The sequence below is a fragment of the Vreelandella olivaria genome, assembly GCF_023507745.1.
GTDB classification, from domain to species: domain Bacteria; phylum Pseudomonadota; class Gammaproteobacteria; order Pseudomonadales; family Halomonadaceae; genus Vreelandella; species Vreelandella olivaria_A.
In genome coordinates this window covers 205,986-232,708 of record NZ_JALPZO010000066.1, presented here as the reverse complement: position 1 = coordinate 232,708, position 26,723 = coordinate 205,986, and the positions used below count along the sequence as shown (strand labels likewise).

At 54.6% G+C, this 26,723-nt stretch carries 26 protein-coding genes and 1 other RNA gene; 9 read left to right on the top strand and 18 right to left on the bottom strand.

Features of this window, described 5'->3' with window-relative positions:
* Window positions 1-253: 253 nt before the first annotated feature.
* On the top strand, window positions 254-1,279 hold the full coding sequence (pyrB, locus tag HP566_RS06360) for an aspartate carbamoyltransferase (RefSeq protein WP_249976428.1): 1,026 nt from the start codon (window positions 254-256) through the stop codon (window positions 1,277-1,279).
* A gap of 18 nt (window positions 1,280-1,297) precedes the next feature.
* Here the strand turns inward: pyrB and ruvX are convergent, their stop codons facing one another.
* The 7 genes from ruvX to HP566_RS06325 form a co-directional block, all read right to left on the bottom strand.
* Entirely contained in the window at window positions 1,298-1,753 is a 456-nt protein-coding gene (ruvX, locus tag HP566_RS06355; RefSeq protein ID WP_249976424.1) for a Holliday junction resolvase RuvX, read from the bottom strand.
* A gap of 12 nt (window positions 1,754-1,765) precedes the next feature.
* Complete coding sequence (locus HP566_RS06350; RefSeq protein WP_249976423.1) at window positions 1,766-2,323, bottom strand: YqgE/AlgH family protein; 558 nt, start codon at window positions 2,321-2,323, stop codon at window positions 1,766-1,768.
* A gap of 64 nt (window positions 2,324-2,387) precedes the next feature.
* Window positions 2,388-3,344: a glutathione synthase gene (gene gshB, locus HP566_RS06345; RefSeq protein ID WP_249976422.1), complete on the bottom strand. Its 957-nt coding sequence runs from the start codon at window positions 3,342-3,344 to the stop codon at window positions 2,388-2,390.
* 76 nt (window positions 3,345-3,420) lie between these two features.
* Window positions 3,421-4,113 carry a CvfB family protein gene (locus HP566_RS06340; protein ID WP_249976421.1) on the bottom strand — a complete coding sequence of 231 codons (693 nt, stop codon included), beginning with the start codon at window positions 4,111-4,113 and terminating at the stop codon, window positions 3,421-3,423.
* Between the two features lie 139 nt (window positions 4,114-4,252).
* Window positions 4,253-5,008, bottom strand: coding sequence for a 16S rRNA (uracil(1498)-N(3))-methyltransferase (locus tag HP566_RS06335; protein WP_249976420.1), 756 nt, complete (start codon window positions 5,006-5,008; stop codon window positions 4,253-4,255).
* Between the two features lie 3 nt (window positions 5,009-5,011).
* Entirely contained in the window at window positions 5,012-5,521 is a 510-nt protein-coding gene (secB, locus tag HP566_RS06330) for a protein-export chaperone SecB (protein ID WP_249976419.1), read from the bottom strand.
* Between the two features lie 62 nt (window positions 5,522-5,583).
* Window positions 5,584-6,006, bottom strand: a complete 423-nt coding sequence (locus HP566_RS06325; protein ID WP_249976418.1) for a rhodanese-like domain-containing protein — start codon at window positions 6,004-6,006, stop codon at window positions 5,584-5,586.
* Window positions 6,007-6,273: 267 nt separating this feature from the next.
* Here HP566_RS06325 and gpmI point away from each other — a divergent pair, with 267 nt between their 5' ends.
* From gpmI to HP566_RS06310, 3 genes are all read left to right on the top strand, one after another.
* Window positions 6,274-7,836 carry a 2,3-bisphosphoglycerate-independent phosphoglycerate mutase gene (gene gpmI, locus HP566_RS06320; RefSeq protein ID WP_249976417.1) on the top strand — a complete coding sequence of 521 codons (1,563 nt, stop codon included), beginning with the start codon at window positions 6,274-6,276 and terminating at the stop codon, window positions 7,834-7,836.
* Window positions 7,836-8,975: a murein hydrolase activator EnvC family protein gene (locus HP566_RS06315; RefSeq protein WP_249976416.1), complete on the top strand. Its 1,140-nt coding sequence runs from the start codon at window positions 7,836-7,838 to the stop codon at window positions 8,973-8,975. Before gpmI ends, HP566_RS06315 begins: the two co-directional genes overlap by 1 nt.
* A 94-nt stretch (window positions 8,976-9,069) precedes the next feature.
* Window positions 9,070-10,371 carry a S41 family peptidase gene (locus tag HP566_RS06310; protein ID WP_249976415.1) on the top strand — a complete coding sequence of 434 codons (1,302 nt, stop codon included), beginning with the start codon at window positions 9,070-9,072 and terminating at the stop codon, window positions 10,369-10,371.
* On the opposite strand, the gene HP566_RS06305 is transcribed toward HP566_RS06310, so the two are convergent.
* From HP566_RS06305 to HP566_RS06290, 4 genes are all read right to left on the bottom strand, one after another.
* A complete protein-coding gene (locus HP566_RS06305) occupies window positions 10,368-11,624 on the bottom strand; it encodes a UbiH/UbiF/VisC/COQ6 family ubiquinone biosynthesis hydroxylase (RefSeq protein ID WP_249976414.1) in 1,257 nt (418 codons plus the stop codon). The genes HP566_RS06310 and HP566_RS06305 overlap by 4 nt on opposite strands.
* A 59-nt stretch (window positions 11,625-11,683) precedes the next feature.
* Window positions 11,684-12,910 (bottom strand): 2-octaprenyl-6-methoxyphenyl hydroxylase, encoded by a 1,227-nt coding sequence (gene ubiH, locus HP566_RS06300; protein WP_249976413.1) that lies wholly within the window; start codon window positions 12,908-12,910, stop codon window positions 11,684-11,686.
* Window positions 12,911-12,991: 81 nt separating this feature from the next.
* Entirely contained in the window at window positions 12,992-14,332 is a 1,341-nt protein-coding gene (pepP, locus tag HP566_RS06295) for a Xaa-Pro aminopeptidase (RefSeq protein ID WP_249976412.1), read from the bottom strand.
* A gap of 16 nt (window positions 14,333-14,348) precedes the next feature.
* The gene (locus HP566_RS06290; RefSeq protein ID WP_249976411.1) at window positions 14,349-14,927 is read right to left on the bottom strand and encodes a UPF0149 family protein; all 579 of its coding nucleotides are present in this window, start codon (window positions 14,925-14,927) and stop codon (window positions 14,349-14,351) included.
* A gap of 221 nt (window positions 14,928-15,148) precedes the next feature.
* On the opposite strand from HP566_RS06290, the gene HP566_RS06285 reads away from it, so the two are divergent.
* From HP566_RS06285 to HP566_RS06275, 3 genes are all read left to right on the top strand, one after another.
* A complete protein-coding gene (locus HP566_RS06285) occupies window positions 15,149-15,457 on the top strand; it encodes a cell division protein ZapA (RefSeq protein ID WP_249976410.1) in 309 nt (102 codons plus the stop codon).
* Window positions 15,458-15,498: 41 nt separating this feature from the next.
* Window positions 15,499-15,681, top strand: a non-coding RNA gene (gene ssrS, locus HP566_RS06280) — 6S RNA.
* A 6-nt stretch (window positions 15,682-15,687) separates the two neighbouring features.
* On the top strand, window positions 15,688-16,347 hold the full coding sequence (locus HP566_RS06275; RefSeq protein ID WP_249976409.1) for a 5-formyltetrahydrofolate cyclo-ligase: 660 nt from the start codon (window positions 15,688-15,690) through the stop codon (window positions 16,345-16,347).
* A 429-nt stretch (window positions 16,348-16,776) separates the two neighbouring features.
* Here the strand turns inward: HP566_RS06275 and ilvA are convergent, their stop codons facing one another.
* The 3 genes from ilvA to HP566_RS06260 form a co-directional block, all read right to left on the bottom strand.
* Window positions 16,777-18,291 carry a threonine ammonia-lyase, biosynthetic gene (ilvA, locus tag HP566_RS06270; protein WP_249976408.1) on the bottom strand — a complete coding sequence of 505 codons (1,515 nt, stop codon included), beginning with the start codon at window positions 18,289-18,291 and terminating at the stop codon, window positions 16,777-16,779.
* 176 nt (window positions 18,292-18,467) lie between these two features.
* Window positions 18,468-19,304, bottom strand: coding sequence for a MotB family protein (locus HP566_RS06265; RefSeq protein ID WP_249976407.1), 837 nt, complete (start codon window positions 19,302-19,304; stop codon window positions 18,468-18,470).
* Window positions 19,297-20,103 (bottom strand): MotA/TolQ/ExbB proton channel family protein, encoded by an 807-nt coding sequence (locus tag HP566_RS06260; RefSeq protein ID WP_249976406.1) that lies wholly within the window; start codon window positions 20,101-20,103, stop codon window positions 19,297-19,299. Before HP566_RS06260 ends, HP566_RS06265 begins: the two co-directional genes overlap by 8 nt.
* A 221-nt stretch (window positions 20,104-20,324) precedes the next feature.
* Here HP566_RS06260 and rpiA point away from each other — a divergent pair, with 221 nt between their 5' ends.
* On the top strand, window positions 20,325-20,999 hold the full coding sequence (rpiA, locus tag HP566_RS06255) for a ribose-5-phosphate isomerase RpiA (protein WP_249976405.1): 675 nt from the start codon (window positions 20,325-20,327) through the stop codon (window positions 20,997-20,999).
* 16 nt (window positions 21,000-21,015) lie between these two features.
* On the opposite strand, the gene waaA is transcribed toward rpiA, so the two are convergent.
* The 3 genes from waaA to HP566_RS06240 are packed head-to-tail and all read right to left on the bottom strand — an operon-like array spanning window position 21,016 to window position 24,819.
* Window positions 21,016-22,302: a lipid IV(A) 3-deoxy-D-manno-octulosonic acid transferase gene (waaA, locus tag HP566_RS06250; protein ID WP_249976404.1), complete on the bottom strand. Its 1,287-nt coding sequence runs from the start codon at window positions 22,300-22,302 to the stop codon at window positions 21,016-21,018.
* The gene (hldE, locus tag HP566_RS06245; RefSeq protein WP_249976403.1) at window positions 22,302-23,732 is read right to left on the bottom strand and encodes a bifunctional D-glycero-beta-D-manno-heptose-7-phosphate kinase/D-glycero-beta-D-manno-heptose 1-phosphate adenylyltransferase HldE; all 1,431 of its coding nucleotides are present in this window, start codon (window positions 23,730-23,732) and stop codon (window positions 22,302-22,304) included. The genes waaA and hldE overlap by 1 nt, the downstream gene beginning before the upstream one ends.
* Window positions 23,722-24,819, bottom strand: a complete 1,098-nt coding sequence (locus tag HP566_RS06240) for a glycosyltransferase family 9 protein (RefSeq protein ID WP_249976402.1) — start codon at window positions 24,817-24,819, stop codon at window positions 23,722-23,724. Before HP566_RS06240 ends, hldE begins: the two co-directional genes overlap by 11 nt.
* On the opposite strand from HP566_RS06240, the gene HP566_RS06235 reads away from it, so the two are divergent.
* Window positions 24,818-25,540, top strand: coding sequence for a 3-deoxy-D-manno-octulosonic acid kinase (locus HP566_RS06235; RefSeq protein WP_249976401.1), 723 nt, complete (start codon window positions 24,818-24,820; stop codon window positions 25,538-25,540). The genes HP566_RS06240 and HP566_RS06235 overlap by 2 nt on opposite strands.
* On the opposite strand, the gene HP566_RS06230 is transcribed toward HP566_RS06235, so the two are convergent.
* Window positions 25,525-26,673 carry a glycosyltransferase family 4 protein gene (locus HP566_RS06230; protein WP_249976400.1) on the bottom strand — a complete coding sequence of 383 codons (1,149 nt, stop codon included), beginning with the start codon at window positions 26,671-26,673 and terminating at the stop codon, window positions 25,525-25,527. The two genes, HP566_RS06235 and HP566_RS06230, sit on opposite strands and share 16 nt — an antisense overlap.
* Between the last annotated feature and the right edge of the window lie 50 nt (window positions 26,674-26,723).

The window sequence follows — 26,723 nt, the reverse complement described above, 5'->3', positions numbered from 1 at the left end:
AATACGTGCCTTAATAGCATGGCAGCGTTTTCGCCAACCCTCTGACAAACCAAGGTTTTTTCAACCTTATGCACCGCTGGCAACGCCATGCGTCCCCGGCAGCGGATGCGTACTTTACGGATTCGCTACCGGCTTGGCAAGAGGATTGTGTAAAAAAGTTTCAGAATCAGTGACGCTGTGCTTCGATGGCGCTTCATTGGCGGTTACACTAAGACCTGTTGCACCCAACGCCCACTTCTCTCTGAGGTCCGTGATGAGCCAGCACCTGTTAACTGTCGATTCATTACAGCGCGAAAGCGTTGACCATCTTCTGCGCGTTGCAGCGCGCATGGAACCTATAGCCAGCCGCCGCCAGGTGACCCGGGTGCTGGAAGGCGCCGTGCTGGGTAATTTGTTCTTTGAAGCAAGCACACGCACCCGCGTGAGCTTCAATGCTGCTTTTTGCCGTTTGGGGGGGAGTGTTTGCGATACGACGGGCTTTACCTTCTCTTCTATGGCGAAAGGCGAATCGCTCTATGACACCAGCCGGGTAATGAGTGGTTACTGCGATGCTATTGTTATGCGCCATCCGGATCAGGGGTCAGTCGCTGAATTTGCCGCCGCCACTCATGTACCGGTGATTAACGGTGGCGATGGCCCTGGCGAGCATCCCAGTCAAGCGTTGCTGGATCTTTATACGATTGATAAGGAGTTTTATCGGTTGGGCAAATCACTGAACGGTGCGCATATATTGCTCACGGGTGATTTAAAATATGGTCGTACCGTGCATTCACTGATTAAGCTGTTGTCACTTTATGATCCAATGCGCATTACACTGGTCTCTCCTCCCGGCCTAGAGATGCCTTCCAAACTGATTGATTTAGTAACGTCACGCGGCCACCGTGTTGAGCAGCGCGATTCACTGGCCAGTGACTTCTCTGATCTGGATGTGGTGTACACCACGAGAATTCAGAAAGAGCGGTTCACCGATGAAATGAATGAAAGCTTTCAGGGGCTTTCCGATGATTTTATGGTTAACCGCGATTTTCTTGACCAGCGCTGCAGCCAGAGCACGATGGTGATGCACCCTCTCCCCCGAGATAGTCGCCCGGGTGCTAATGATTTGAATGTGGATCTTAATGGCGACTCGCGTTTGGCGATTTTCCGCCAAACGGATAACGGCATCCCAATGCGGATGGCTATTTTTGCCACGCTATTAAAAGTGGATGACCTAATCGAAAAAGATCTGCGGCCAGTGCATTGGTTTGTACCCGCACAAATCGGCACACTGGACCGGTAGGACTTTAGTGTCGGTTACTTAATGCGATTTACGCCCACCAGGAAGACCTTCCTGGTGGGCAAACCACCCCTCTAAAATCAGCACAGCGGCAATCCCGTCGACACTTTCTTCACGATAGTTACCGCGGTGGCCTGCTACGTGGGCAATATGCTTTGCTTCGCGAGTGGAACCACGTTCATCCACCATGTCGCAGGGCTTGCCATAGCGGCCGTGCAGTCGATTTCCAAACTTTCGCGCCCGGGTACTCATTGCCGATTCGGTACCATCCATATTAAGCGGTAGTCCAACCACAAACAGGTCAGGTTGCCACTCATCCACCAGACGCGTGACAAGGTTCCAGTCAGGAATACCATCCCGGGCAGGTAGCGGTGCCAACTCCCGAGCACTGTTAAGCAGCTCATTACCAACCGCAACGCCAATACGCCGAGTGCCAAAATCAAATGCAAGTATCAAGCGCTGCCCTGGTTCAGCCATTGAATACAGCCATTACGCATGCCCTGCATTACGGGTCATCAGGTTAAGGTCAACGCCAAGAATTCCGGCGGCAGCAGATAGACGCTCAGCGGGTGGGGTATCGAACAACACAGCCCCCTGTCCCTCCACGGTTAACCACGCGTTCTCCTTTAACTCGTCTTCAAGCTGTCCGACATCCCACCCTGCACAGCCGAGGCAGACCAGGAAGTGCTCAGGACCGCTGCCATCTGCCAGAGCTTGAAGAATATCCATTGATGTGGTCAGCGCGATGCCATCCTCCACCTGAACGCTTGAATCCCACTCCTGGCTATCACCAATATGCAAAATAAAGCCACGATCCTTGTGCATGGGCCCACCATAGTAAACTGGTGCATTGCGATAGGGACTATCGTCACCACCTAACGATAGCTGCTCAAATAGAGCATCCAGCGTAATTTCGAGTGGCCGATTGGCAATCACCCCCATGCAACCATTGTGATCATGGTCGCAAAGATAAATCAGACTACCTGCGAAGTTAGGATCATCCAGGTGCGGCATTGCCATTAAAAAGTGGTGCTTTAAACTTTGCATGCGTCTCCTACGGCCCGCCCATCATTCGGCAGGCCTCGCGTCATTTAGCGAATACGTTCAACGGTTAGGCCAGTCGACGCTCAATAGCATCCAGCAGCATCCCAGCAATATTGGTGCCACGTTGGTCATCGATTTCACGCACGCAGGTGGGACTGGTAACGTTAATTTCGGTGACGTAATCACCAATGACGTCCAAGCCCACAAACATTAGTCCTTTTTCGCGGATCATGGGCTGTACCTGCTTAATCAGCCAGTGGTCGCGCTCAGTCAGCTCGCGGCTTACGCCACGCCCACCAGCCGCGAGATTGCCCCGGGTTTCACCAGCAGAAGGTATCCGTGCCAGCCCATAGGGCACGGGCTCACCATCCACTATCAGGATGCGTGTATCGCCATCCTTAATTTCAGGCAGGTAGCGTTGCGCCATAATTTGTCGCTGGCCACGCAGCGTCAGCTGCTCAATCACAGCTCCCATATTGCGGCCATCTGGGCCGATATGAAAAATACCGGTGCCACCCATGCCATCAAGCGGCTTAAAGATCACATCACCATGCTCGGCGTGGAACATACGCAACACATCGTCTCGGCTGGATACCACCGTGGGCGCACAGCACTGCGGGAACTGCTGAGCAAATAACTTTTCATTGCACTGCAGCAGGGCAGCCGTTGGGTTGACCACCAATACGCCTTCCCGCTCTGCAAAACCGAGTAGATGAACCGCATTGGTAAAATCAGCATCGACCGGCGGGTCTTTACGCATTAACACCACATTCAACTCAACCAGAGGGCGTTGATCTGCTTCTCCCAGGTCGTACCAATGATGTGGATCACGATGCACCGTTAATGGCCGCATACGTGCATAGGCTTGCCCCGCATTCAGGAACAGGTCCTCCTGCTCCATATAGTGCAGCGTGTAGCCACGCTCCTGGGCCTCCCACAGCATGGCCATAGTGGTATCTTTCTTGTAGGCGATGTCACTGATGGGATCCATCACCACACCGAGATGCAACGTTGATTGGCTCATCGGGGTACAATCCATACATGAACAATAGGTAAGCAGTATGCCGCACTGTCTGCATGGCTCCAACCTCAGGCAGTGGCTACTCGGTTAGCACACCGGGTACAAGCCGGATAGCATCAGGTTCCAGCGTGATCAACTGCTGCTTATACAGCCGCCCGATGGCTTGCTTATAGGCGCTTTTACTGACGCCCAGTCGTGCTTTAATCTCGTGGGCTTCGCTTTTGTCTCCCAAAGGTAGATAGCCGCCGCTTTCACGTAGTGCTTTCAGCACCTTATCACCCACGACATCCAGGCGAGCCGCTCCTGGGGGAAGTAATGAAATATCCACCCGGCCATCATCCCGACGTTGCTTAACATACCCTTTGAGTGACTGCCCTCGGCGCAATGGCTGGGTAATATCATCCTGGTAGATCAATCCCCAGTAGCGATGGTTAACCACCACTTTCATACCTAAATCGGTTCGGTCTGCCGCCACCACTGATACCTCATCCCCCTTTTCAAGGGCCCAGGCATCATCGGTTAAAAAGCGATCAAGGCGCATTGAGGCAACTGGCCGACCCTGGTCGTCGCTGTACAACATCACCAGCACTCTTTTACCTGGGTCAGGACGGAAATGTTGTTCACTAAACGGTAGCAACACATCCTTCGGCTGCCCCCATTGTAAAAATGCGCCAATATTATTGACGGCCGTAACCGTTAGGTACGCCACTTCACCCAACTGGGCAGCTGCATCACTGACGGATCGAGGGGATGAGTGTGACTCACGGACCATGGGTGCCGTCCTTACAGAAAATAGATCTTTATTATGGCCCCTTGCCAACACAAGGCAAAGCAACACTGAAAGGCTCAGTCGTCAGACACAAAAAAGCCGCTATCACTGCTATGCAGGATAGCGGCCTGATAGTAAGCACTTACAAATCACCGAAGTGGTGTTGCAACAGCGTTAATGCAACAACGGGAGCTGTTTCAGTACGGAGTACCCGCGGCCCAAGCGTTAACGGCGTAAAGCCATTGCCTGTGGCTACACTGATATCTGTGTCGCTCAGGCCCCCTTCCGGTCCGATTAACAGCGCTATGGACTCAGGTGGAGCGTGATGGGCAAAGGCGTTGCCAGTGGCCAAATGGAGCATCAAGCGTAGCGGCTCATGGCGTTCTGCCAGCCACTCTTCAAGTTGCTGTGGAGGATAGACAGGGGGCACGACTGCGCGCCCGCACTGTTCACATGCACTCGCTGCCACGGCTTGCCAATGCGCTCGCTTTTTTTCTCCACGCTCGCCTTTTAAGCGCACATCCCCCCGCTCCGTATAGAGCGGGGTAATGGCTGCCACACCAAGCTCCACGGCTTTTTGGATGGCGTAATCCATGCGATCACCTTTGGAGATTGCCTGGCCAAGATGTACCGCCAGGGGCGACTCACCACTGCCCGGCCAGACCGCCTCAATACTCACCGTGGTCTGCTTGCGGCCAATATCGGCCAAATGCACACCCGCCTCCTGCCCATAGCCGTCGAATAGTACCAACGGATCACCTTCCCCCATACGCAGCACCCGGGTAACGTGTCGTGCGGGGCCTTCTGGAAGTGTCAAGCGTTCACCTGCCGCAAACGCGGCAGGTACGTAGAGGCGGGGCATCTTGCCGTGTAAGGTGTACCACTCGGCCACTTGCATTGCTTAGTGGGTATTCTCAGCTGCTTGCTTGGCCTGCTGTGCTTCACGCTGTTTGCGCTGGGCGTACATGGCCTCAAAGTTTACCGGCGCCAGCATCAGTGGCGGGAAGCCACCACGATTGACGAGGTTATCAACGCATTCGCGGGCATACGGGAACAGCAGATTGGGGCAGAATGCACCCAATGTTTGTTCCAGCTGTGCACCTTCAATGCCAGCGATGCGGAACAAGCCCGCTTGCTCAACCTCAGCGAGGAATGAGGTAGTGCCCGTTTCGCTATCATTCACCTGGGCAGTCACCTTGACGACCACTTCGTACTGGTCATCAGCAATTTTCTTGCTGGTGGTGTTAAGGTCCAGATTGACCTTGGGTTTGAATGCCTGCTTAAACACAGAGGGAGAATTGGGCGCTTCAAACGAGATATCTTTCACATAAATACGCTGTAGAGAGAACTTCAGTTTGGGCTTTTCACCTTCTGCGGCGCCTGCCTGCGGGGTGTTGTTATCTTCCGCCATTGGGATACTCCTGATTGTTCATCCAATAAATATAAAGGTAAGCGGCAATACACAGCGGTTAATTACTTTTTAACCACTGGAAGACCATCGGCCTGCCACTGCATCATGCCGCCTTTGAGCTTGGTTGCATGCTCAAAACCCGCCTTGGCAAGCTTTGCCTGGGCAGCGCCGGAGCTCTGGCCATGCTTGCATACCACGATAATCGGCTGGTTTTTCACTTTCTCCAGTTCACTCATGCGGCTGTCGAGGCTGCTTTGAGGAATGTTGCGGGCACCGGCAATATGCCCGGCCTTGAAGTCTTTGCTTTCTCGAATATCCAGCACCACTGCGTCTTCGCGGTTGATAAGCTGGGTGGCCTGGGTTGAGGTCACGGCATTCGAGGCTGCACTGCGCGTTTCATAGGCAATCCACGCTACCAGTACCAGCAAAAATGCCCCCACTAGAAGGGGGTGGTTCATTACGAATTCGAACAGCTGATCGATCATCGTGAACACAATCTCTTGGTCTATGCAGAAAAAAGCGGCCTAGCCACTGTCAGAAACGCGACAAGTATACACGTCACACGGCATTCCGCGCAGGCCATGACGCCAAACGGCTGCCTGCGTTATGATGCCCCAAGCGGACGTCTGTCGCGACCCCGATTCATCAGGTGTTGTCTGAAAACTGTTTGAGACTCCCTCAACGATACTCTCAACAGCGTTTCAAACAGCGCCTCCCGTCGCTTGGCTGACCAACTTAACGAGGTTTTTTTTATGGCTACATCTACTCCACGCCCCGTGGCACTGATCGTTCTGGACGGTTACGGCCACAACCCTGACAGCGCCCACAATGCCGTGGCCGCGGCCAACACGCCGGTGATGGATACACTTTGGAACAACCGCCCCCACGCCTTTGTCCACACCGACGGCCGCCACGTAGGGCTGCCTGACGGGCAGATGGGTAATTCAGAAGTGGGCCATATGAATCTCGGCGCGGGTCGTATTGTGTACCAGGATTTCACCCGCATCACCAAAGCAATTGAAGATGGCGACCTGGATACGATCGATGTACTCACAAAACCGATTGATGACGCAGTGACCAACGGGCGTGCCATACATTTGCTAGGGCTGCTTTCGCCTGGCGGTGTACATAGCCATGAAGACCACTTTATTGCCATGGCAGAACTGGCAGCACGACGCGGTGCCCAGCGCATTTATATCCATGCATTCCTGGATGGGCGCGATATGCCACCACAAAGCGCATTGACGTCCATTGAGCGCGCCAATGCTCGTCTGGCAGAGCTGGTGGGAGCCGATCATGGCTTTGTCGCTTCCGTTATTGGTCGTTTCTACGCCATGGATCGAGACAACCGCTGGGAGCGCGTAGAGCAAGCCTACCGCCTGCTCACCGAGGGACATGCCGAGTACATCGCCTCCAGCGCTGAAACCGCCCTGCGCGACGCCTACCAACGAGGGGAAACCGATGAGTTCGTGGCCGCCACCAGTGTGCCAGACAATGGTAAGCCCATTACCTTACAGGATGGCGATGCGGCAATTTTCCTCAACTTCCGTTCAGATCGCGCCAGAGAGCTAACCCGCGCCTTCACTGAGCCTGACTTCAGCGGTTTTGAGCGCCGCATGTGCCCTTTGCTTGCTGGCGACGGCCTGGTGACGATGACCCAGTATGCAGCTGATATTCCGGCCCCTGCCGCCTTCCCGCCCACCGACCTGACCGATACCCTGGGCGAGGTAGTTGCCAAACGTGGCCTGACCCAGTTACGCATTGCTGAAACCGAGAAGTACCCACACGTCACGTTCTTCTTCTCTGGTGGTAACGAAGCCGAATATGAAGGGGAAGAGCGCATCCTGATTCCTTCACCACGGGATGTGAAAACCTACGACGAAAAACCCGAAATGAGCGCGTTTGAAATCACCGACAAACTGGTGGAGGCCATCGACAGTGGACGTTTTGATTTAATGGTATGTAACTACGCCAATGGCGATATGGTTGGTCACACCGGCGACTTTAACGCTGCGGTGAAAGCCATTGAAACCGTTGATGTTTGTGTTGGCCGCATCGTGGAAGCCATTGAACGCGCAGGTGGAGCCTGCTTGATCACTGCCGATCACGGTAATGCCGAGCAGATGGTCCACCCGGAAACCGGTGCACCACAAACCGCCCACACTACCTTTGTGGTACCCCTGATTTATGTCGGCGAAAGAGAAGGCACCTTGGAGGATGGCCGTCTGTGTGATTTAGCGCCGACACTGTTGACCATGATGAATCAACCTATTCCCGAGGCAATGACCGGGAAACCGCTGATTCGCCTGAATTAATGGCAATACGGAGAGTGGTGGCACTCAGCGCAGTGTTACTGCTGCTGTGCTCACCCGTTGGTTTCGGGCAGGATGAACGTGCCGCGCGCCAGCAACTGGATACCCTGGGCCAGGAGATTGAGTCGCTGTCCCAGCGACTCAGTGCAACCGGGCAAGCCAGGGACAGTGCCGAGCGAGAGCTGCAGGCAGTGGAAACGGAACTTGCTCAAACTCACCAGCGGCTGGATGAGCTGCAACAGCAACGCCGCCAGCTCGATGACGAGATGAATCAGTTGCATCGGCATCGTGACCGCCTGGAAACAGAACGCGCTGGTCAGTATGCTGCGCTAGCGCAGCAGTTGGCTGCTCTTTACCGGCTGGGGCCAACACCACAGCTTAAGCTACTGCTTAACCAAAGCGATCCGGCTGAACTTGACCGCATGCAGGCTTACCTTAACCGGTTAAACCAGGCACGTCAGCGGCGTTTGGCAGATATAGCACGGCTGGACACGGCGCTAGCGGATACACAAACGGAGCTTGACGAACGACAAACTCAGCTTGATGCGCTATCCGAGGAGCTTGAAGCCCAAAGCGCCTTGCTGGCTCAACGTACGCTGGAGCGACGCAGTGTCGTAACCACTCTGGATGATCGTTACGGCAGTGAAGCCGACCGCCTGGCTGACCTTAATCAGAGCCGAGAGCAGGCCGAGCAGCAACTACGGGCTATTCAGGCAGAACTGGCCCGCTTGTCCGAACCGACTCCCACCACCCATATCACCCGCACGCAGGGCGATTTACCCTGGCCTGTGCAAGGATCCATTACCGCAGATTTTCAGCGGCGTAGCGGCATGCACTATAACGGCATTGTGATTCAGGCCAGTGAAGGCACGGCGGTGACGGCAGTGCATACCGGCCGTGTAGTGTTCGCTGACTGGATGCGCGGTTTTGGCAATCTACTGATCATTGATCATGGTGACCAGATCATGACGTTGTATGCTCATTTACAGCAATTCAGTGCACGCCCTGGCCAGCAGGTAAGCCGCGGCGATGAAATTGGCAGGGTGGGCAACAGTGGTGGTCAGGCCGGCTCCGCTCTTTACTTTGAAGTGCGTCGGGGTGGAGAACCAATTAACCCTCAACGTTGGATTGCACGCCGCTGACGGGATAAGCTGACTTTATTCATGTCCAATCCAGTATCAATGTCTAAACTAATGCAGCGCAGTGACGCGCTGCCTTTCGCCCTGCGGAGTCTGCATGACGCTATCTGTTACCGAGGTACCGGCACCCGCCAAGCGGTTCTTGGCTAGCCTGTTACCACTCGCCCTGCTGTTAGCCCCGCTACCTTTGGCGGCCCAACCTACTGGTAATAGCGCCGTAGACGATCTCCCTTTGGAAGAGATTCAGACCTTCGCCGAAGTGTTTGAGCGCATCAAGCGCGGCTACGTGGAAGAAGTGGATGATCGCACGCTGTTACGCAATGCCATGCGTGGCATGCTAAGTGAACTGGACCCCCATTCAGCCTATTTGGATGAAGAGGAGTATCAAAGCCTCCGCGAATCGACCCAAGGCGAGTTTGGTGGCATTGGTATTGAAGTAGGCACCGAAAATGGTCATTTAGTGGTGATTACCCCCATTGATGACACCCCTGCTTCCCGCGCAGGCCTGCTTTCCCGGGATATTATTGTCGCCATCGACGGCACACCCACCGACAGTATGTCGCTTCAGGAAGCGGTAAGCCTGATGCGTGGCGAGCCAGGCAGCCAACTACATATTTCTGTGCTGCGTTCAGGAGAGGACGCACCGCGCGAATTTACCCTAACCCGTGAAATCATTCGTAGTGAAAGCGTCAAACACGAATTGCTGGAGCCTGGCTACGGCTACTTGCGTATCAGTCAGTTTCAGTCACGCACTACCGACCAGGCACGCCAGGCCCTGGAGCGTATGGGACGTGACCAGCCACTTGATGGCCTCATCCTTGATTTACGTAATAATCCAGGTGGCGTACTACAGGCTGCCGTCGGCATTGCTGATCTGTTTCTTGATGAAGGTTTGATTGTCTACACCGAGGGACGGCTTTCCGATACTGAAATGTCGTTTTCAGCCTCATCGAACACTCCGGCAAGCGATGTGCCACTGGTGGTACTGATCAATAGCGGTAGTGCGTCGGCGGCTGAAATTGTTGCCGGCGCGCTGCAGGATCAGCGCCGGGGCGTCATTATGGGTACCGAAAGTTTTGGTAAGGGCTCGGTTCAACAGATTATGCCGCTGGGCAATGGTGAAGGGCTTAAGCTCACCACCGCGCTTTACTACACACCCAATGGCCGCTCAATACAGGCACAGGGTATTGAGCCGGACGTGGAGGTAGTGCGCGGCCGTCTGGAGGTCGCTGAAGGAAGACGTGAAATTCGTGAAGCTGACCTTGATGGCCATCTAAGCGGTCAATCCTCACCACGAGAACGTGCAGCTGCGGCAGAGCGGCTACGCGATGATTACCAGCTTAGCGAAGCTCTGAATCTTCTTAAGGCGCTCAACGTGGTGGATCGTCGGCATCGCTAACGGCACGATAGCGGCAGGCGCCCCCGTTCGCCGGTGGCCTGCCGCATAATCACACGCTTTAACGGCACCAACTGATTCATGCCACTCATGCCCATATTGCGTGCCAATGTTAAGACTGGCGCTTCGCTGCCAAACAGCACTTTGAAGCCTTTCATAAGCCCCAGCATTGCGCTGTTATCGAGACGACGACGGCGCTCGTAGCGATGCAGCGTGGATAACGCTCCCCAGGGTGCGCCGCGCTGCCATGCGCGGATAACCTCTTCCGCAAGCACGGCCACATCCATAAAGCCCAGGTTTACCCCTTGCCCCGCCAGCGGATGGATACTGTGGGCAGCATCGCCAACGAGTGCAAAGTTCGGCTCTACATAGTGTGCCGCATGGCGCTGCACCAGGGGGAAACGGTAGGCACTATCCACCACCCGTACCTTGCCCATCCGATGGCCGAAGGCACCCTCCAACGCCATCCCCATCTCCTCACGGGAATGAGCCACCAGTTCTTCTGCGTGCTGCGGCGTTGTTGACCAGACGATGGAACAGTAGCGATCATCCCCCTTTACGGTAAGGGGTAAAAAGGCCAGCGGGCTTCCAGCGATAAATGCCTGCCGCGCCGTGGCGCCATGACTTTTTTCGCAATGCACGGTAGTAACCACTGCATCCTGCCCCATGGCATCTTCCGATACCGTGATGCCGGCCAGTTTACGTAAGGCAGAGCGTGCACCGTCGGCGGCGATTAGTAGTGGCGCATGTAGCTGGCGACCATCATTGAGCACCAGCCAACGGCCTGTGTCAGTGGTTTGCAGAGCACTCACTGTCGCTCCAAAGAACGTGCTTACCGTTGGCAGCGCCAGCACTTTCTCATGAAGCGCTGCCAAAGTGACGTCGTTTTCAACAATATGGCCGAGTACCGGCGTGCCCGCCTCATCAGCCGCAAAGTGGATATTGCCACTACCTTCAGCATCCCACACCTGCATATAGCGGTAGGGCGTCACTCGTGTCGCCGCTATGGCGGGCCAGGCGCCCAGGTGGGTCAGCAGCCGTTGCGAAACCGGTGTCAGTGCGCTCACCCTTGGCAGGGGGTCATGATCTCCAAAGGCTGTTAGCATTAGCGGAGTGTCTTTTACTTCGACCAATGCCACCTGCATACCTGCCTTCGCCAGTAACCCCGCCAGCGCCGTACCTACCATGCCAGCGCCGACCACTACCGCATCGAAATGCTCAACCGGAGTTTTCGTTGCCGCTGTTTGCGTCTTCATCGCACTCCCTATTTTACTAACGTTGTGCTGCTACACACCGGTTTACAACAGCGCATTCACTAACGCTCCAGCCCCATGGCACGCCGCGCCAGCCCCCGGCGCAGGGGGCCAATCAAGTTCAGACTCACCAGCCCAGCCGCCCGTGCATGAGAGAGCAACGGCAACGAGTAGCCAAACAACCGCACCAAGCCATCACTAAACCGAATCACATTAGCCCTGTCCTGGGCACGGCACTGCTCAAAGGCCAGCAACGTCTCCATATCACCCAGCGCTCGCTGACTCTGAGCACCCCGCTCCAACGCCTCAACCAGATCCATCACCGAGCGTAGCGCCAGGTTGAACCCTTGGCCCGCAACGGGATGTAATGCATGGGCCGCGTTGCCCAACACTGCCAACCCAGGCCTTACCGGCTCTTCAGCCGTCACCAGAGACAGGGGGTAACTAAGGCGCTGGCCAACATGGGTAAAGCGTCCCACACGATCACCAAAGGCAGCCTGCAGCTGATGCAGAAACTCTCGGTCGGAAAGGGCCAGTCGCGCTTGCTCAGTGCCGCTGCCATGCGTCCACACCAGCTCCATGGCTTGGCCTGGTAGGGGTAACAGTGCTATTGGTCCTTGCGCTGTAAAACGCTCGTAGGCAACCCCTTGATGGGGCTGGCTGACGCCCACATGGGCAATTAACGCGGCTTGCTCATAGGAGTAATGACGGCTACTGATACCCAATTGCTCTTTGAGTCCAGAACGTCCACCGTCAGCCAGTATAGTAAGCGGTGCCGTTAATTCACTGCCATTAGATAGCACCAAGTGGTGGCCCTTGGCCTTGGGCGTCAACTGATCTACCTTGGCAGGGCAATACCACTCAATGGCTAACTGCTGCAGCTTTTGATGCAGTACGCGCCCCATCCAGGCGTTGGGAATAACATGGCCTAATGCTTCCACGCCCAGCTCGCTAGCACTTAATCGTGCGGCTCCCAAACGCCCACGTTCACTAATGTGAATGCGCTTGATGGGAGCGGCTTCCTTGCGCATCTCTTCCCATACACCCAGTTGGCTAAAACGCTGGGCAGAGCCTTCTGCGATAGCGCTGGCCCGGCCATCGAAGCTCGGCTGCCAAGATACCTCCTGGGCATTTTTAGGTAGGGCTGCCGATTCAATAATCGCCACACGCCACCCATAGCGCTCTATAAGCGGGGACAGTGCACAGCCCAGACTAGCACCCACCAACCCACCTCCCACTATCGCGATATCGTGAGTAAATGCTTGCCCCTCTCGCTCAGCCTGTTGCATTGCCCTCTCCGCGAAGCCATTGATAGAAATGTAATTTCGTAACGTATTTTACATAAACAAAAACTTTACATTGCTTACTAGTTATTTTTTGACCATTAGTGCTTCAATTTCAGCTATCTGCTTAGGTGCGCCTGAGGTAAGCACTTCATGTCCAGACGAGGTCACCGCAATATTGTCCTCAATACGAATACCCATCCCGCGATAGGCCACCGGAATATCATCCTCACAGGGGATATAGAGACCGGGCTCAATGGTTATCACCATGCCAGCCATTAAAGGACGCGGCGTTTCTTCATCCAGTCGGTAGCTGCCTACATCGTGTACATCCAATCCCAGCCAATGAGATGTAGAGTGCAGATAAAAGCGCCGATAGCTCTCATCATCGATTCGCGCCTGCACATCCCCTTCCAGCAGCCCCAACGCGATGAGTCCAGCGGTGAGGTCCCAGGCAACACCCTGATGGATATCGACTAGCGTAACTCCGGGAGCAACGGCCTGAATGGCACGCTCCTGGGCATCAAGCACAACTTGATACAGGGCACGTTGTGCTTCATTGAAACGGCCATTGACGGGGAAAGTGCGGGTAATATCCCCAGCATAGAGATCAAACTCAGCCCCAGCATCAATCAGTACCAGCGTATCTGGCTTCAACACAGCGCTATTTTCAATATAGTGCAACACACAGGCATTTGCGCCACCGCCAACAATTGTACTGTAAGCAGGCCCACTGGCTCCCTGCCAAACAAATTCATGCTCCAACTCTGCCTGTAACTGGTATTCGCTTAACCCGACACGACAGGTACGCATGGCGCGAATATGCGCCTGAGCCGAGATAACGGCTGCATGGCGCAGTAACGCTATTTCAGTGGGACTTTTGATCAAGCGCATTTCATGAATCAACGGGCGACTGTCCAGCCACCCTTTCAACGCTGGTTTACCACGGCGCTGCCCTGCCTGGGCATTGGCCAGGGCCTCTTCGGCGATACTAATGGCCTCGGAGTTATCCAGTGGGAGATACAGTAAGTCACACCCCACTAGCAGACCTGATAGCTGCTCATCTCGATCCGCATTTTCAAACGCTTGGTCAATGCCATGCAGGCTCTCCACCCCATGGGCGCCCAACCGTCGTCCAGTCCAGGACTCCATGGTGGGATCGCGGTCCTGGCAAAACACCACGCTTTGGCCTGCTTCACGACCAGGCAACAGCACCAGCAATGCATCAGGCTCCTGAATACCTGTCAGGTAGTAGAAATCACTCTGCTGACGAAACGCATACTCGCTATCATGGGAGCGCGTTACCAGCGATGCACCGGGCACAATAAGCGCCGCCCCTTTGGGCAGCTGTGCCATTAAGGCCTCTCGGCGCTGACGGTACTCCTCAGGCGCAATAGCAGCTGGGCGGGGCAGTAACTCGGGCAACATAACAACTCCTGGCAGTTTAATGTACGGGGGCGTCGGTTTGCTCTACCTGTGGCAGCCCAGGATGCTGCTCGGTATAGAGCAGCATAGCGGCCATACGGGCATGCTCAGTTAACGCAAACAGATCATTCTCATTTTCAGAGTTATCATCAATATTGGTTTCGATCTGCCCTAGACTTGCCAGATCATCAATAGCCTCCTGGAGCGTTGGTGACCAGCGTTCACGCAATGTGTCGTCAACCGCCTCTTCAACCACTTCCATAAAGCCCAACACCCACTCTTTAAGCCCCTGGGCTTGTTCGCCCAGGGAAAACAGCTCATCGGGAAGTAGCGGTGCATAGTTCATATCACTGGCGCTCAGCGCTTCCAGTGTTTGGCGGCGCCAGCCTAGTATCCGTTCCGCACTGGCAGGATCACGGGGTTGCTCAACTCCCAGACTCAGGCAAACTTCCTCAAGCCAAGCCTCAGCAGAGATATCACGCAGTGCCAGCAATGCACACAGGCGTCCATCCAGAAAAGCGGGAGACTGCATGCTGCCATGAAGTAGAAAAACATCCGCAACGTCAGAAAAGTCCTGGCGTTCGTCAATAAGAGACATGGTAATAACTCGCTTTACAGGTAATGGAGATAAATAAGCCACACGCGCTCATCAAAACATGCTCATCAAAACAGTGCCCTCATAACTTAGGGGAATAGCATAGCGCTCACCTCTGCGCGTTGACCCCGCGCAAGCGGCTCTCTTATAGTGAGCACAGCCACCCTTCCTTTGTAGTGATGTTAACGCATTGGGCCCCTTACTGGCCCGTGCTGGAGCCTTTGATGAGTAACGCTAAGCGGCCAACCAAAGAAATCACCCTACTGGGACGCAGCTATATCATTGCCTGCGATTCGGGGGAAGAAGCCAAGCTTGAGCGCGCTGCTCGCTATTTAGACCGCGCCATGCAAGGTATCAATGCCCAAAGCAGCGTGCTTGGCAGTGAGCGTGTCGCTATTATGGCAGCCCTCAATATTACCCACGAATTGCTTGAAACATTAGACGAGCATCGCGCCGGTGAAGCCAACCTAAGTCGCTTAAATGACAAGCTTGAACGGGCATTGGCCAAAACGCGCCGCCACGAAGAACCTTAACCGATACTTTGGCATTAGCACCGGCTCTGTTAGGATAGAGGAGTTCTCTGGGGTGTGCGCCAGTCGTTATAGTCCCTCGAGCCTATGCGCAGTACCCAGGGGGCCAAATGCTAGCCAGGCCCGTGTGCATGTCCGTGCGTCGGAAAGCCTGACGGTCTGGCTGCGGCCACCCACCTGAACCAGTAGGTTCAGGGCCAGAACGACAGCGGCACTCTGGGGAACACTTTGTAATGCACGATATCACTTTACATAAGACCATTTGTAACAGCCGCGTGTTTGACGATAAGCGTGCCCTGCGACGCGAGCTTAAGCGCAGGCGGCGAGCACTTTCTCCACACGAGCAGCGCCAAGCCGCCATTTCACTGTGTAAACGCTTAAAACTCCTGCCAGAACTTCGCCGCACCAAACGTATCAGTCTCTACTTGCCAGTGAACGGCGAGATTGACCCCACCCTTCTATTACCCTGGTTGCGTCAACGTAACGTCGAGATATTCCTGCCGGTACTGCGCCCTTTCAGTGCCAATCGTCTCTGGTTTGTGGCCTACCGTGATACCACGCCAATGGTCAAAAATCGTTTTGGTATTGTGGAACCCTGCCCACGCTTTGCAGCCAACAGGCATAATCGTCTTCCTGCCTGGGCACTGGATACACTCATTGTGCCGCTGGTGGGCTTTGATGAGCAGGCAAACCGGATGGGCATGGGTGGCGGATTTTATGACCGTAGCCTTGCTTTTATGCGCCGCCCGGGCCCCTCGCCAGCTTTGATAGGGGTCGCCCACGCCTGCCAGCATGTTGAAACCCTACCTGTGGAGGAGTGGGATATCCCCCTTGATGCAGTAGTCAGCGACCGGGGGATTCTTCGGCCAATAAAAAACGGGCTGACCCCATAATAAAGGATCAGCCCGTATAGCGTCTCTGTTTCATAGCCCAGTAGTTCAGTCAGCACGAATGCTGGCAGCGATATCGTTGCCGGGTGAAAGGAACGCTTTCGTTTAGCTTCCCGATAACGCTTGCGCGTACCCAGTGGCAAGAACCCCTAATAAAAACACCACCGTTAACGCCATCACCATGTCAGGCTTCTTCCGCCGCATGCCTCTTCTCCAACGTCTTTCACAGTTGCCAACTACCCTTAGTGCGTCACCTAGGCTCTACCTTTGGGAAGATGACACACCGCCTTAATATCTCTGACGACTATAGGGCTATTGAGGGTCTGTTGACAACTGCTAAAAGCGCTATTTTTAACCCTTAATTAAACGCTTCAGTCGGTTTGCTCTTCTTAGCTAGTCTGGCACAGAAAGTAAGTAAGCGCTTACACTAATTTATGCCATAAACAGCCGGTAAGCAGGGTTATCACTCTCCTGCCAATAGCGGTAGCCAATAGCGTCTAAATACTCGGTTACATGAGTACGATCACTATTAGGTACTTGCATTCCCACCAGCACACGCCCATAAGCCGCACCATGGTTACGGTAGTGGAACAGCGAAATATTCCAGTCATGAGGTAACTGGGTTAAAAAATTCATCAGCGCACCAGGACGCTCAGGAAATTCAAAACGGTAAAGCTCTTCTTCAAACCGTTCACGAGGCCGGCCACCGCTTAGATGGCGGATATGCAGCTTAGCCAGTTCATTATCAGTAAGGTCTTCCACCTGATAGCCATTTTCACGGAGCTTATCAATGACCGCCTGGCGGTCATCACCACCAGGCTTCACCTGCACACCCACAAAGATATGCGCTTCGTTGTCTGCGGCGTAGCGATAGCTGAACTCGGTCACCATACGTTTACCCAGCGTGCGGCAAAACTTTTTGAAGCTGCCGGGCTGCTCGGCAATGGTGACGGCCAGAATGGCTTCGCGCTGCTCACCCAATTCGGTACGCTCAGCAATATGCTGCAGCCGGTCAAAGTTGGTATTCGCTCCCGAGTTAATACATAAGAGGGTCTCGTCTTCGGCGCCGGTTTGTTGCACGTACTTTTTAAGCCCCGCCAGTGAGAGTGCGCCTGAGGTCTCAGCCACAGCGCGGGTGTCTTCAAAAATATCTTTTACCGCCGCACACATCTCGTCCGTGTTAACAGTGATGACATCATCCACCAGGTCACGCATTAATTTGAACGGTACTTCACCTATCTGCGCCACCGCCACGCCTTCGGCAAACACACCGACCTGATCAAGCACAACCCGTTTGCCAGCCTGAAGAGCTGCTTTCAAACAGGCACTGTCTTCCGCTTCCACGCCAATAATTTTAATATCGGGGCGCAGATACTTAACGTAAGCCGCGACCCCGGCAATTAAGCCACCGCCACCCACGGGAATAAAAATCGCATCTAACCGGCCACTATGCTGGCGCAAAATCTCCACCCCGATGGTGCCTTGACCTGCCACCACATCGATATCATCAAACGGCGGGATATAGGTATAGCCGTGCTCTTTTATCAACTCTTGGGCATGTTCGGCGGCTGCGGCAAAGGCATCTCCTTTCAGCACCACTTTGGCACCACGCGCGCGCACGGCCTGAACTTTAATATCCGGGGTAATGCGCGGCATCACGATAACAGCCTTAACACCCATTAATTTAGCGGCCATCGCCAGCCCCTGGGCATGGTTACCTGCGGAGGCTGCAATCACTCCCCTGGCTTTTTGCTCTTCCGTTAACTGAGCCATTTTGTTGTAGGCACCACGGATTTTGAACGAAAACACCGGCTGTAGATCTTCGCGCTTAATTAAAATCTGATTATTGAAACGACGCGACAAAAAGGGAGCGGGAGAAATGGGTGTCTCGCAAGCGGCTTCGTAAACACGGGCTTGGAGGATCTTTTTGACGGTTGCTTCGAGCATGCGGGTATCCCAAGGGAAAAGCGTGGACGGAAAAGCGTTTATTGGTAGCAGATTACGTATAGCGGCGTCTAGGAAACGGACAGACTTTCCGTCTCCATGAGATATTATCCACCTTTATCACCACTCAATGGTCTCAGGTTATGCCGAGGTCAAAACATCCAGAAGGGCCTTACACTCTAACCCTCAGAAGGTGGCGGCATGACAGCAAGCACTTCACGCTCCGCCGCCTCACCAAGCTGCAACGTGATCTCCACGCGGCGGTTACTCGCTCTTGCCGCCTCAGAATCATTGGGTGCCAGCGGGCGATTATCCGCGTGGCCTATCACTGTCAGCCGACCAGACTCTAACTCATCATTATCAAGGAGAATATTTGCTACCGTGGCCGAACGCATGGCTGAGAGGTCCCAGTTGCTGCGAAAGCGGGAGCTATGGATAGGTACATCATCGGTATAGCCATCAATGGCGATATCACCCGGCAGCTCTGCCAATGTCACTGAGAGCGCGTGCAGCAGTTCAGCAAACCCCCCTGTAACGTCGGCGGAACCCGACGGAAAGGAGCCTTGCTCATCAATGCGAATCAATATGTTGGCGTCATATCGTTCGACCCGCACACCCCCTTCATCGACGGCAGCGCGTAACGCATCCTTGACTTTAAGATGCCACTGATCAACACGCTGCTCAATCTGTTGCTGAAACTGCTGGCGATGAGTATCGTGGCGAGTCAGTTCAGGGGTTGTCGACTGACGCACCTCATCACGTAAGGTGGGTTCTGGTCTCGCTGGTGAGAAACGGTCGAAGACCGCACTGGTGCCCATGGGAATCACCTCTGCAGGCACTTGTCGCTGTACCCCAAATGCTTCCGCCATCTCACCAGCCAGTTGTTTGAAGCGAATCAGATCGATCTCAGCAAACGAAAGCAGTAATACAAAGAAGCAGAGCAGCAACGACATCAGGTCAGCGTAGGTGACCATCCAAGGGGGGATCAGTCCACTGCGACGACCTCGCTTAGCCATTGGGCTCTTCACCCGGCGCTGCGTTAGCTGGCTCGACTTCTTTAGCATTACGGCGATCCCGAACCTCATCTGGCAGGTAGGCCAGTAACATCTGCTCGACGATGCGTGGATTTTTTCCCTCTTGAATCACCAACAGTGCATCTGTCCATAGCGCTTGTAGCTTTTCCTGCTGATGCATTCGCGTTTCAAGTTTCTCAGCTATCGGCTTGGCAATCACATTGGCAATCAGCACCCCATAGAGTGTTGTCAGCAAGGCGACGGCCATCGCAGGGCCGATGGAAGAGGGGTCATCCATGTTGGCAAGCATTTGCACCAGACCGATCAGGGTACCAATCATGCCCATGGCGGGCGCCACCTCATTGAGCATGGTAAAAGCTCTGGCCCCAGCCTGATTGCGATCCAGCGTCATCAGGCGTTCCTTATCGAGCACCTCCTTAACCGTCTCAGCGGAAAACCCATCGGCAAGCATCTGCAAACCCTGCTTGAGATAGCGGGAACTGGCCTCGAAATCCTCCAGTGCCAACAAGCCGCGTTTGCGAGCCAGCTTAGAGATCTCCAACACCTCTTCAATGGTAGAAGCCGTATCGGGAAGACTGTGCTTAAATGCACGGCTCACGGCACGCAGCGCCATGCGGCATTCAGAGAAGCGCAACTGGGAGAGCACTACCATCAGGCTTCCCCCCACCACAATCAGCAGACTGAGAGTATTAAGGAAGATCATCGGAGAGGCGCCGATAGAAATCGCCCCAGTAATCATTGCGATGGCACCGACCATGCCGACTATCGTGGCTAGATCCATTGTTATCCTCTGAACTTGTATAGACTAAAATACTATTGAACATTGTCCGTGTACACAATGATACCCATCAACCAATAACCTTTATCAAACAGCAGACGCCTAGTTTTTAGGTGGGCAAATAAACTAAATCCGAAAACTGACTAGCCGCTTTGCCATCGGCAGGTAACGTTTAGACCGCTATACTAACGCGATCTCCTCTTCTCTGACTCACCAGGCTGACCATGAACCAGGATGAATTAAAAGCTACCGTAGCGGACGCAGCGATTAAAGAAATTGAACCACAGCTGGAAAAAGATACCGTGTTAGGCATTGGCACCGGCTCCACGGCCAACCTGTTTATTGACCGCTTGGGCCCACTACGTGATCGCTTTAAGGGGACTGTCGCCAGCTCAGAGGCCAGTGCCAAACGCTTAACGGAGTTAGGTATTGAAGTCTTTGAGCTGAACAGCGTTGGCAACATTCCCTTTTACATCGATGGCGCAGACGAAGTAAATACTCACTTACAAATGATTAAAGGCGGTGGTGCTGCGCTCACTCGTGAAAAGATTGTGGCTGCCTGTGCCAAGCGGTTTATCTGCATCGCCGATGGCTCAAAGTACGTTGCCCAGTTGGGGAATTTTCCGCTCCCTGTGGAGGTGATTCCCATGGCACGCTCTTACGTGGCACGGGAACTGGTCAAACTAGGGGCTGACCCTGTCTATCGCCAGGGGGTGGTGACGGACAATGGTAACCAGATTATCGACTGCTTTGATTTTATGATCGACGATCCAGTGGCGATGGAAGCAAGCATCAATGCCATTGTGGGGGTTGTCACTAACGGCCTATTTGCTGCCCGTGGCGCAGACGTTCTACTGCTAGGCAAGCCCGAAGGGGTCGAGCGCACCGCGCTCAACTAACGTACCTGATGCGTTGCTACAGCCACCGACCCAAGCCGTCTAGTGTGCGTTCCAATGCGCCACCGTGTGTGTCGACTACCTCGCGTCCCGCTTTTCCGTGCGCGAATGCACACCTGGGCGAGCCGAAATAAGCATTGACAGCAGAGGCCAGAGCTTCCGGGGTCGCCACGTGGTGGAGGGCGCCGGCTGCCAGCAGCGGCGCGGCAACATCAGAGAAGTTTTCCAGGTGGGGGCCACACAGCACTGGTCGGCCCAAGGCAGCGGGTTCTAGCACGTTGTGGCCACCCAAGGGGACCAGGCTACCACCCACATAAGCCACGTCCCCGGCAGCATATAGCACTGCCAGCTCTCCCAGCGTATCCCCCAGATAAACCTGGGTGTGTGCAGTAACTGCCTGTTGCTGACTACGACGGCTTAGTACCCATCCACTATTAACACATATGCTGGCTACTTCATCAAAGCGCTGAGGGTGACGTGGCACCATGACCAATAGCGCCCCAGGAAAACGTTTGCAAACCTGTTGATGCGCGTTCAACAGTTTTATTTCTTCACCATCACGGGTTGAGCCTGCCACCCACACAGGCCTTTCTCCCCACTGGAGACGTAAGCGCTTACCCTCCTCCAGTACCAGTTCCTGTATAGGTAGCTCAAATTTAAGCGACCCAACCACACTGGTCACATCGGGGTGGCAGCCTAAAGCTTGAAAACGATCAGCGTCTTCTGAGGACTTAGCCGCCAACCACGTCACGTTAGCCAAGGCACTCGCCATTAGCAGGCGGAGACGCTGATAGCGTTTAAATGCCCGTGGAGATAACCGCCCATTCACCACTGCCACGGGAACCGACTGCTGGCGGCAGACATGCAATACATTGGGCCATAGTTCGGTTTCAAACATAATGGCGAGGACAGGGTTAACCCGCGTGATAAAGCGCTTGGCCGCGCCTGGAAAATCAAGCGGTAGGAAGCAGTGGGCAACCCGCTCTCGATCACTTGCGGGTTGCTCGCTCATCAGCGCCTCTGCCTGCTGGGCACCGGTCGCCGTCATGGTGGTAAGTAGTAGGCTATGCCGGGGATAACGCGCCAGCAGGCCTTCTATCAATAGCCGGGCAGCGCGCACCTCACCCACCGAAGCGCAGTGTAGCCAAATACGCGGCGAAGGGGGCAGTCTGCCAAGGCGCACACCTAACCGCTGTAAGCGTGAGTAAGTGGGCACTTGCTCTCGCCATGTACGCCAAACAATCAGAGGCGACAGCAGGTAGAGTGCTGCCGAATAGACCAACCGAGGCCACACTGACTGCGCCATTAAGCCTCGCGGTCCAGAATCGAGCTAATCATCGCCGAGGTCGATACGCCATCTTCAAAGCCGAGGACTTTGACCTCTCCCCCATTGGCAATGACAGCTTCACCGCCCGCAATATCCTCTGGTCGGTAATCACCGCCTTTAACCAGGATATTGGGTAGTACGGACGCAATCAGTGCCGCCGGGGTGTCATCACTGAATGGCACCACCCAGTCCACGGCCCCAAGCCCTGCCAGCACCTGCATACGACGGTTTAGCGGGTTAATCGGGCGTTTTGGACCTTTTAATCGGGCAATAGAAGCATCGTCATTGACCGCCACAATTAAACGGTCTCCCAGTCGCTTCGCCTGCTCCAGATAGGCCACATGCCCCGCATGAAGAATATCGAAACAGCCGTTGGTCATCACCACCCGCTCGCCACGCAACTGGGCAGCACGCACGGCGTCCTCCAGTAGCGCTGGCTCAACTACACCAAATTCAGCGAGCTTATCGCCATGCAGTGCGGTATAGAGCTCGGCAATCGAAAGCGTGGCGGTCCCCGGTTTGGCAACCACCAGCCCGGCGCCAAGATTGGCCAGCATCATGGCCTCGGGTAATGCATGGCCTGCTGCCAACGCCAAGCCCATCAAACCAATGACGGTATCCCCCGCCCCAGTGACATCGAATACTTCCTGGGCTCGGGTGGGCAGATGCAGTGGAGCGTGGCCTTCCCGAATCAGGGTCATCCCTTTTTCGCTACGGGTAATCAGCAGTGCTTCCAGCTCCAACTGGGCGCGTAGCGCTTCGCCTCGTTGGGCAAGTTCCACGTCGGTGTCACAAGGGCCTACAATGGCCTCAAACTCGGTTAAATTGGGGGTGATCAAGCTAGCCCCGCGGTATTTTGCAAAGTCCTGGCCTTTGGGGTCAATCAGGACCCGCTTGCCATGTGCCCGTGCCATGTGAATAAGCTGCTCTACCTGGTTCAGGGTGCCTTTACCATAATCGGAAAGAATCACCACATCGCAATCGGGTAGTGCTTTTTCTACCTGCGCCAGCAGCGTTGCAGTATCCACCGCATCCAGGCGCTGCTCAAAATCGAGACGCAGTAATTGCTGGTTACGGCTCATCACACGCAGCTTGGTAATCGTTGGTATATCTGGGCTTTTCTGAAAGTAAGTGCTCACATTAGATGCTGAAAGCCGGGCTGACAGCAATTCAGCATTATCATCCTCACCCACCACTCCCGCCAGAGCGGCATGAGCGCCGAGAGAAGCGACGTTGAGTGCCACATTGGCCGCACCGCCGGGACGATCATCGGCATCCTCTACCCGAACCACGGGCACGGGCGCTTCTGGCGAGATACGCGAAGTAGCGCCATGCCAGTAGCGGTCGAGCATCACATCTCCGACAACCAATACACGGGCATGCTCTAGGGCGGTTAAATCAACTTTCATCCACAGATCCTGTTGTTGGTTGCTCTACCGTATGTGCAAGCAACGCATCTAACTTGGCAATCACATCGTCGGCTTTAATCAAGTCCATGGCATCGGCGTGGCGAACACGCTGCCCCCAGCTTACCTCCTCTACCGACTTATGCAGGTAGGTACGCACGGCGTCGGGGTAGGCATTTACCGCAAAATCGCGCCATAGGTAAGGAGCAGCACGCTGGGGGTTGGTCGTGGCATAAAGGCCCAGGGTGGGCGTACCCATGGCATTGCTCATATGTGCTGGCCCCGTATCCGGGGCAATCACCGCACGGGCCTTATCAATCAATGCCAACACGCCTTTAAGGGAGGTTCCGCCGATAGCATTAATGACGCTACCGGGCTGGCACAAGGCCTCAATTTGGTCACCTGTTTCTCTCTCAAGGGAACTGCCACCGCCAGTCAATACGCTCTTCAGACCATGCTGTACCCAGGCATGTTCAATAACGCTGGCATACCCCTCTACCGACCAGTTGCGAAAGTTGCGCAAGCGCGCATTACTACAGGGGTTAATCACCAGATAAGACGCATCGCCACTGATGACCCGCGCCTCTTCGTAGGCGACGTGGGGAACAGCAAGGTTCCACTCCAGATGAGTGTCCTTAACCCCCAGTAACCGGGCAAAGTCCATAAACGACTCCAACACGTGGGCATTGGGGTGCGGTGCCAGCTGATACTGGGTGAACCAGTGCTGGGCATCTTTGGCACGGGCTTTATCATAGCCCACACGGACATTGGCGTTGAGCCCAAGTGAGAGCACACTGGCGCGAATGGCCTGCTGCATATGCAGCAGCACATCAAAACGCGTCCCGGCAAGTTCCTTCCACAATGCCCGCATACCGGCGATACCGGTCGCTTTGTCATAAACGATGAACTCGACCCCAGAGAGCCCCGCCAGTAAACTGTGCTCCCCCTTGCCGATAATCCAGGTAATCCGCGCTTGGGGCCATTGGCGCTGCAACGCCCGCACCGTGGGCACGAGATTGCACACGTCTCCCAACGCGGAGAGGCGCAAAATGGCAATATGGTTGGGTTGAGCAGGCAGAGAGGGCTTCATGCGCTTAGCGGCACTCCGGCAGAGAAATAGTCTGATTTTACATGATGCAGACAGTTTAAGTGACGCCGCCACGTCACACCAACTTCATCCATCTCTGTTCAACGCCGATTACTGGCGTGAGAGGGGATTAGTGGTGGGGGAAGCGCCTGGACGGGGCAGTAGCTTATTTCTCCAGGCCAGTAACTCAGAACAGTGGGTATTACGCCCTTATCGCCGTGGCGGCCTAGTCGCCAAACTGAGCGCAAAGCGTTATCTGTGGCTGGGAAAAGAGCGCACTCGTGCCTTTCGCGAGCTGCGCTTAACCACTTTGCTGTTTGAACAGGGCCTGCCTGTGCCACGCCCGGTTGCCTGCTGCGTTACTCGCTACGGTAGCACTTATGAAGCCGCACTCTTAACCGTTAGGGTTCCTGGCGCCAAGGCACTGGCGACGTTACTGAGTGATGATATCACCGACACTATTTTGCTCAGGCGCGTTGGTGCCATGATCAAGCGCTTTCATCAAGCGGGCCTCGATCATGTGGATCTTAACGCCCGTAATATTCTGATTGACCCCCTAGGCATACCTTGGCTGATTGATCTGGATCGCTGTCGGTTGCGACCAACTGGAAAGTGGCAGTCAGGAAACCTGGCTCGTCTTTCACGTTCGGTGGCTAAATTCAGCTCCCCAGCCAAGGTAGCCGCCGTTATGTCACACGTCCATCACGGTTACGCCGAGCGGTAAATCTCTATTAGACGTTTCACATGTTGCTTATTACTAAAGTGCTGCTCAACCCGCTGTCTGGCAGCCTTCCCCATGGTTTCCCGCTGGGCGCCATTGCGAATAAGTTGCTCCATTGCCCCACGCCAGGCATTAATATCATGAGGCCCTACCAGTACGCCTGAAGCGGTATCCACCAGTTCGGGTAACGAACCGGTATTGGAACCAATAATCGGCATACCACATGCCATGGACTCAATAATGGTCAGCCCGAAAGCTTCATTTTCCGAAGGAACACAGACAATATCGAGTAGCGGCAGTATCTCTGCCAGATCGTTGCGATGCCCCAGGAATGCGATTCTGCTTGCCAGCGGCGTCTTGGCAATCAGCTCCTGAAGGCTCGCATAAAAGCTTTCCACCCCCCCAGAGGCGTAATCGGTACCACCAATAGAGAGCGCATAGAAGTTCAATGTAGGGTCCAGATCGAGTAGCGCTTTTACCCAAACATCCTGGCCTTTACCGGGGGTGACACGTCCAGGCAGGCCGATGACTATCGCATCAGTTGGTATACCCAGCTCCCCGCGTTTAACACGAATGGCATTCACATCACCGCAAGGATGATAGGTATTAATATCGACCCCATGAGGTAAACAGATCACCTGTTCGCTAGGCACTGGCAGGTTGGTAACGTTACGCTGGTACGTCGCTTGGCTAATGGATAAAACGCGGTCTACTTTTCCATAAGCAAGCCGATGATAGGGGCTTTTTTTAGCTCGCTGCCCACCCACATGGTCGGTATAGAGTACTTTTAACCCCGGCAATAAAAGCGTTAAAAGCGTCGTTAGCCTTAAGTCACTGGACTTATGACAATGGATAACCCTAACGTTTTCTTCCACTAACCAGCGCCGGAGTCTCCCTATATTTAACAGTGCCCCTGCATTACTTTTGAAGGCTCTATAAGGCACATTATTGCGCTGCATATACGCCTCAACCTTTGTATTTTTAAGGCAGATGCCGAAGACCTCCCAACCCTCCTCTTTCAGGTCTTCAATAATGCGGTCAACATATAACTCCATTCCACCCTTGCCATCCGACATACACAGCTGCAGTACCTTATCCGCCATCTCATCACCTGCCCAGGCCGCACCGTTAAACAATCCCTTCCATCTCTTGTAGTATACAGGCTGCAATTAACGGGGCCTAAACC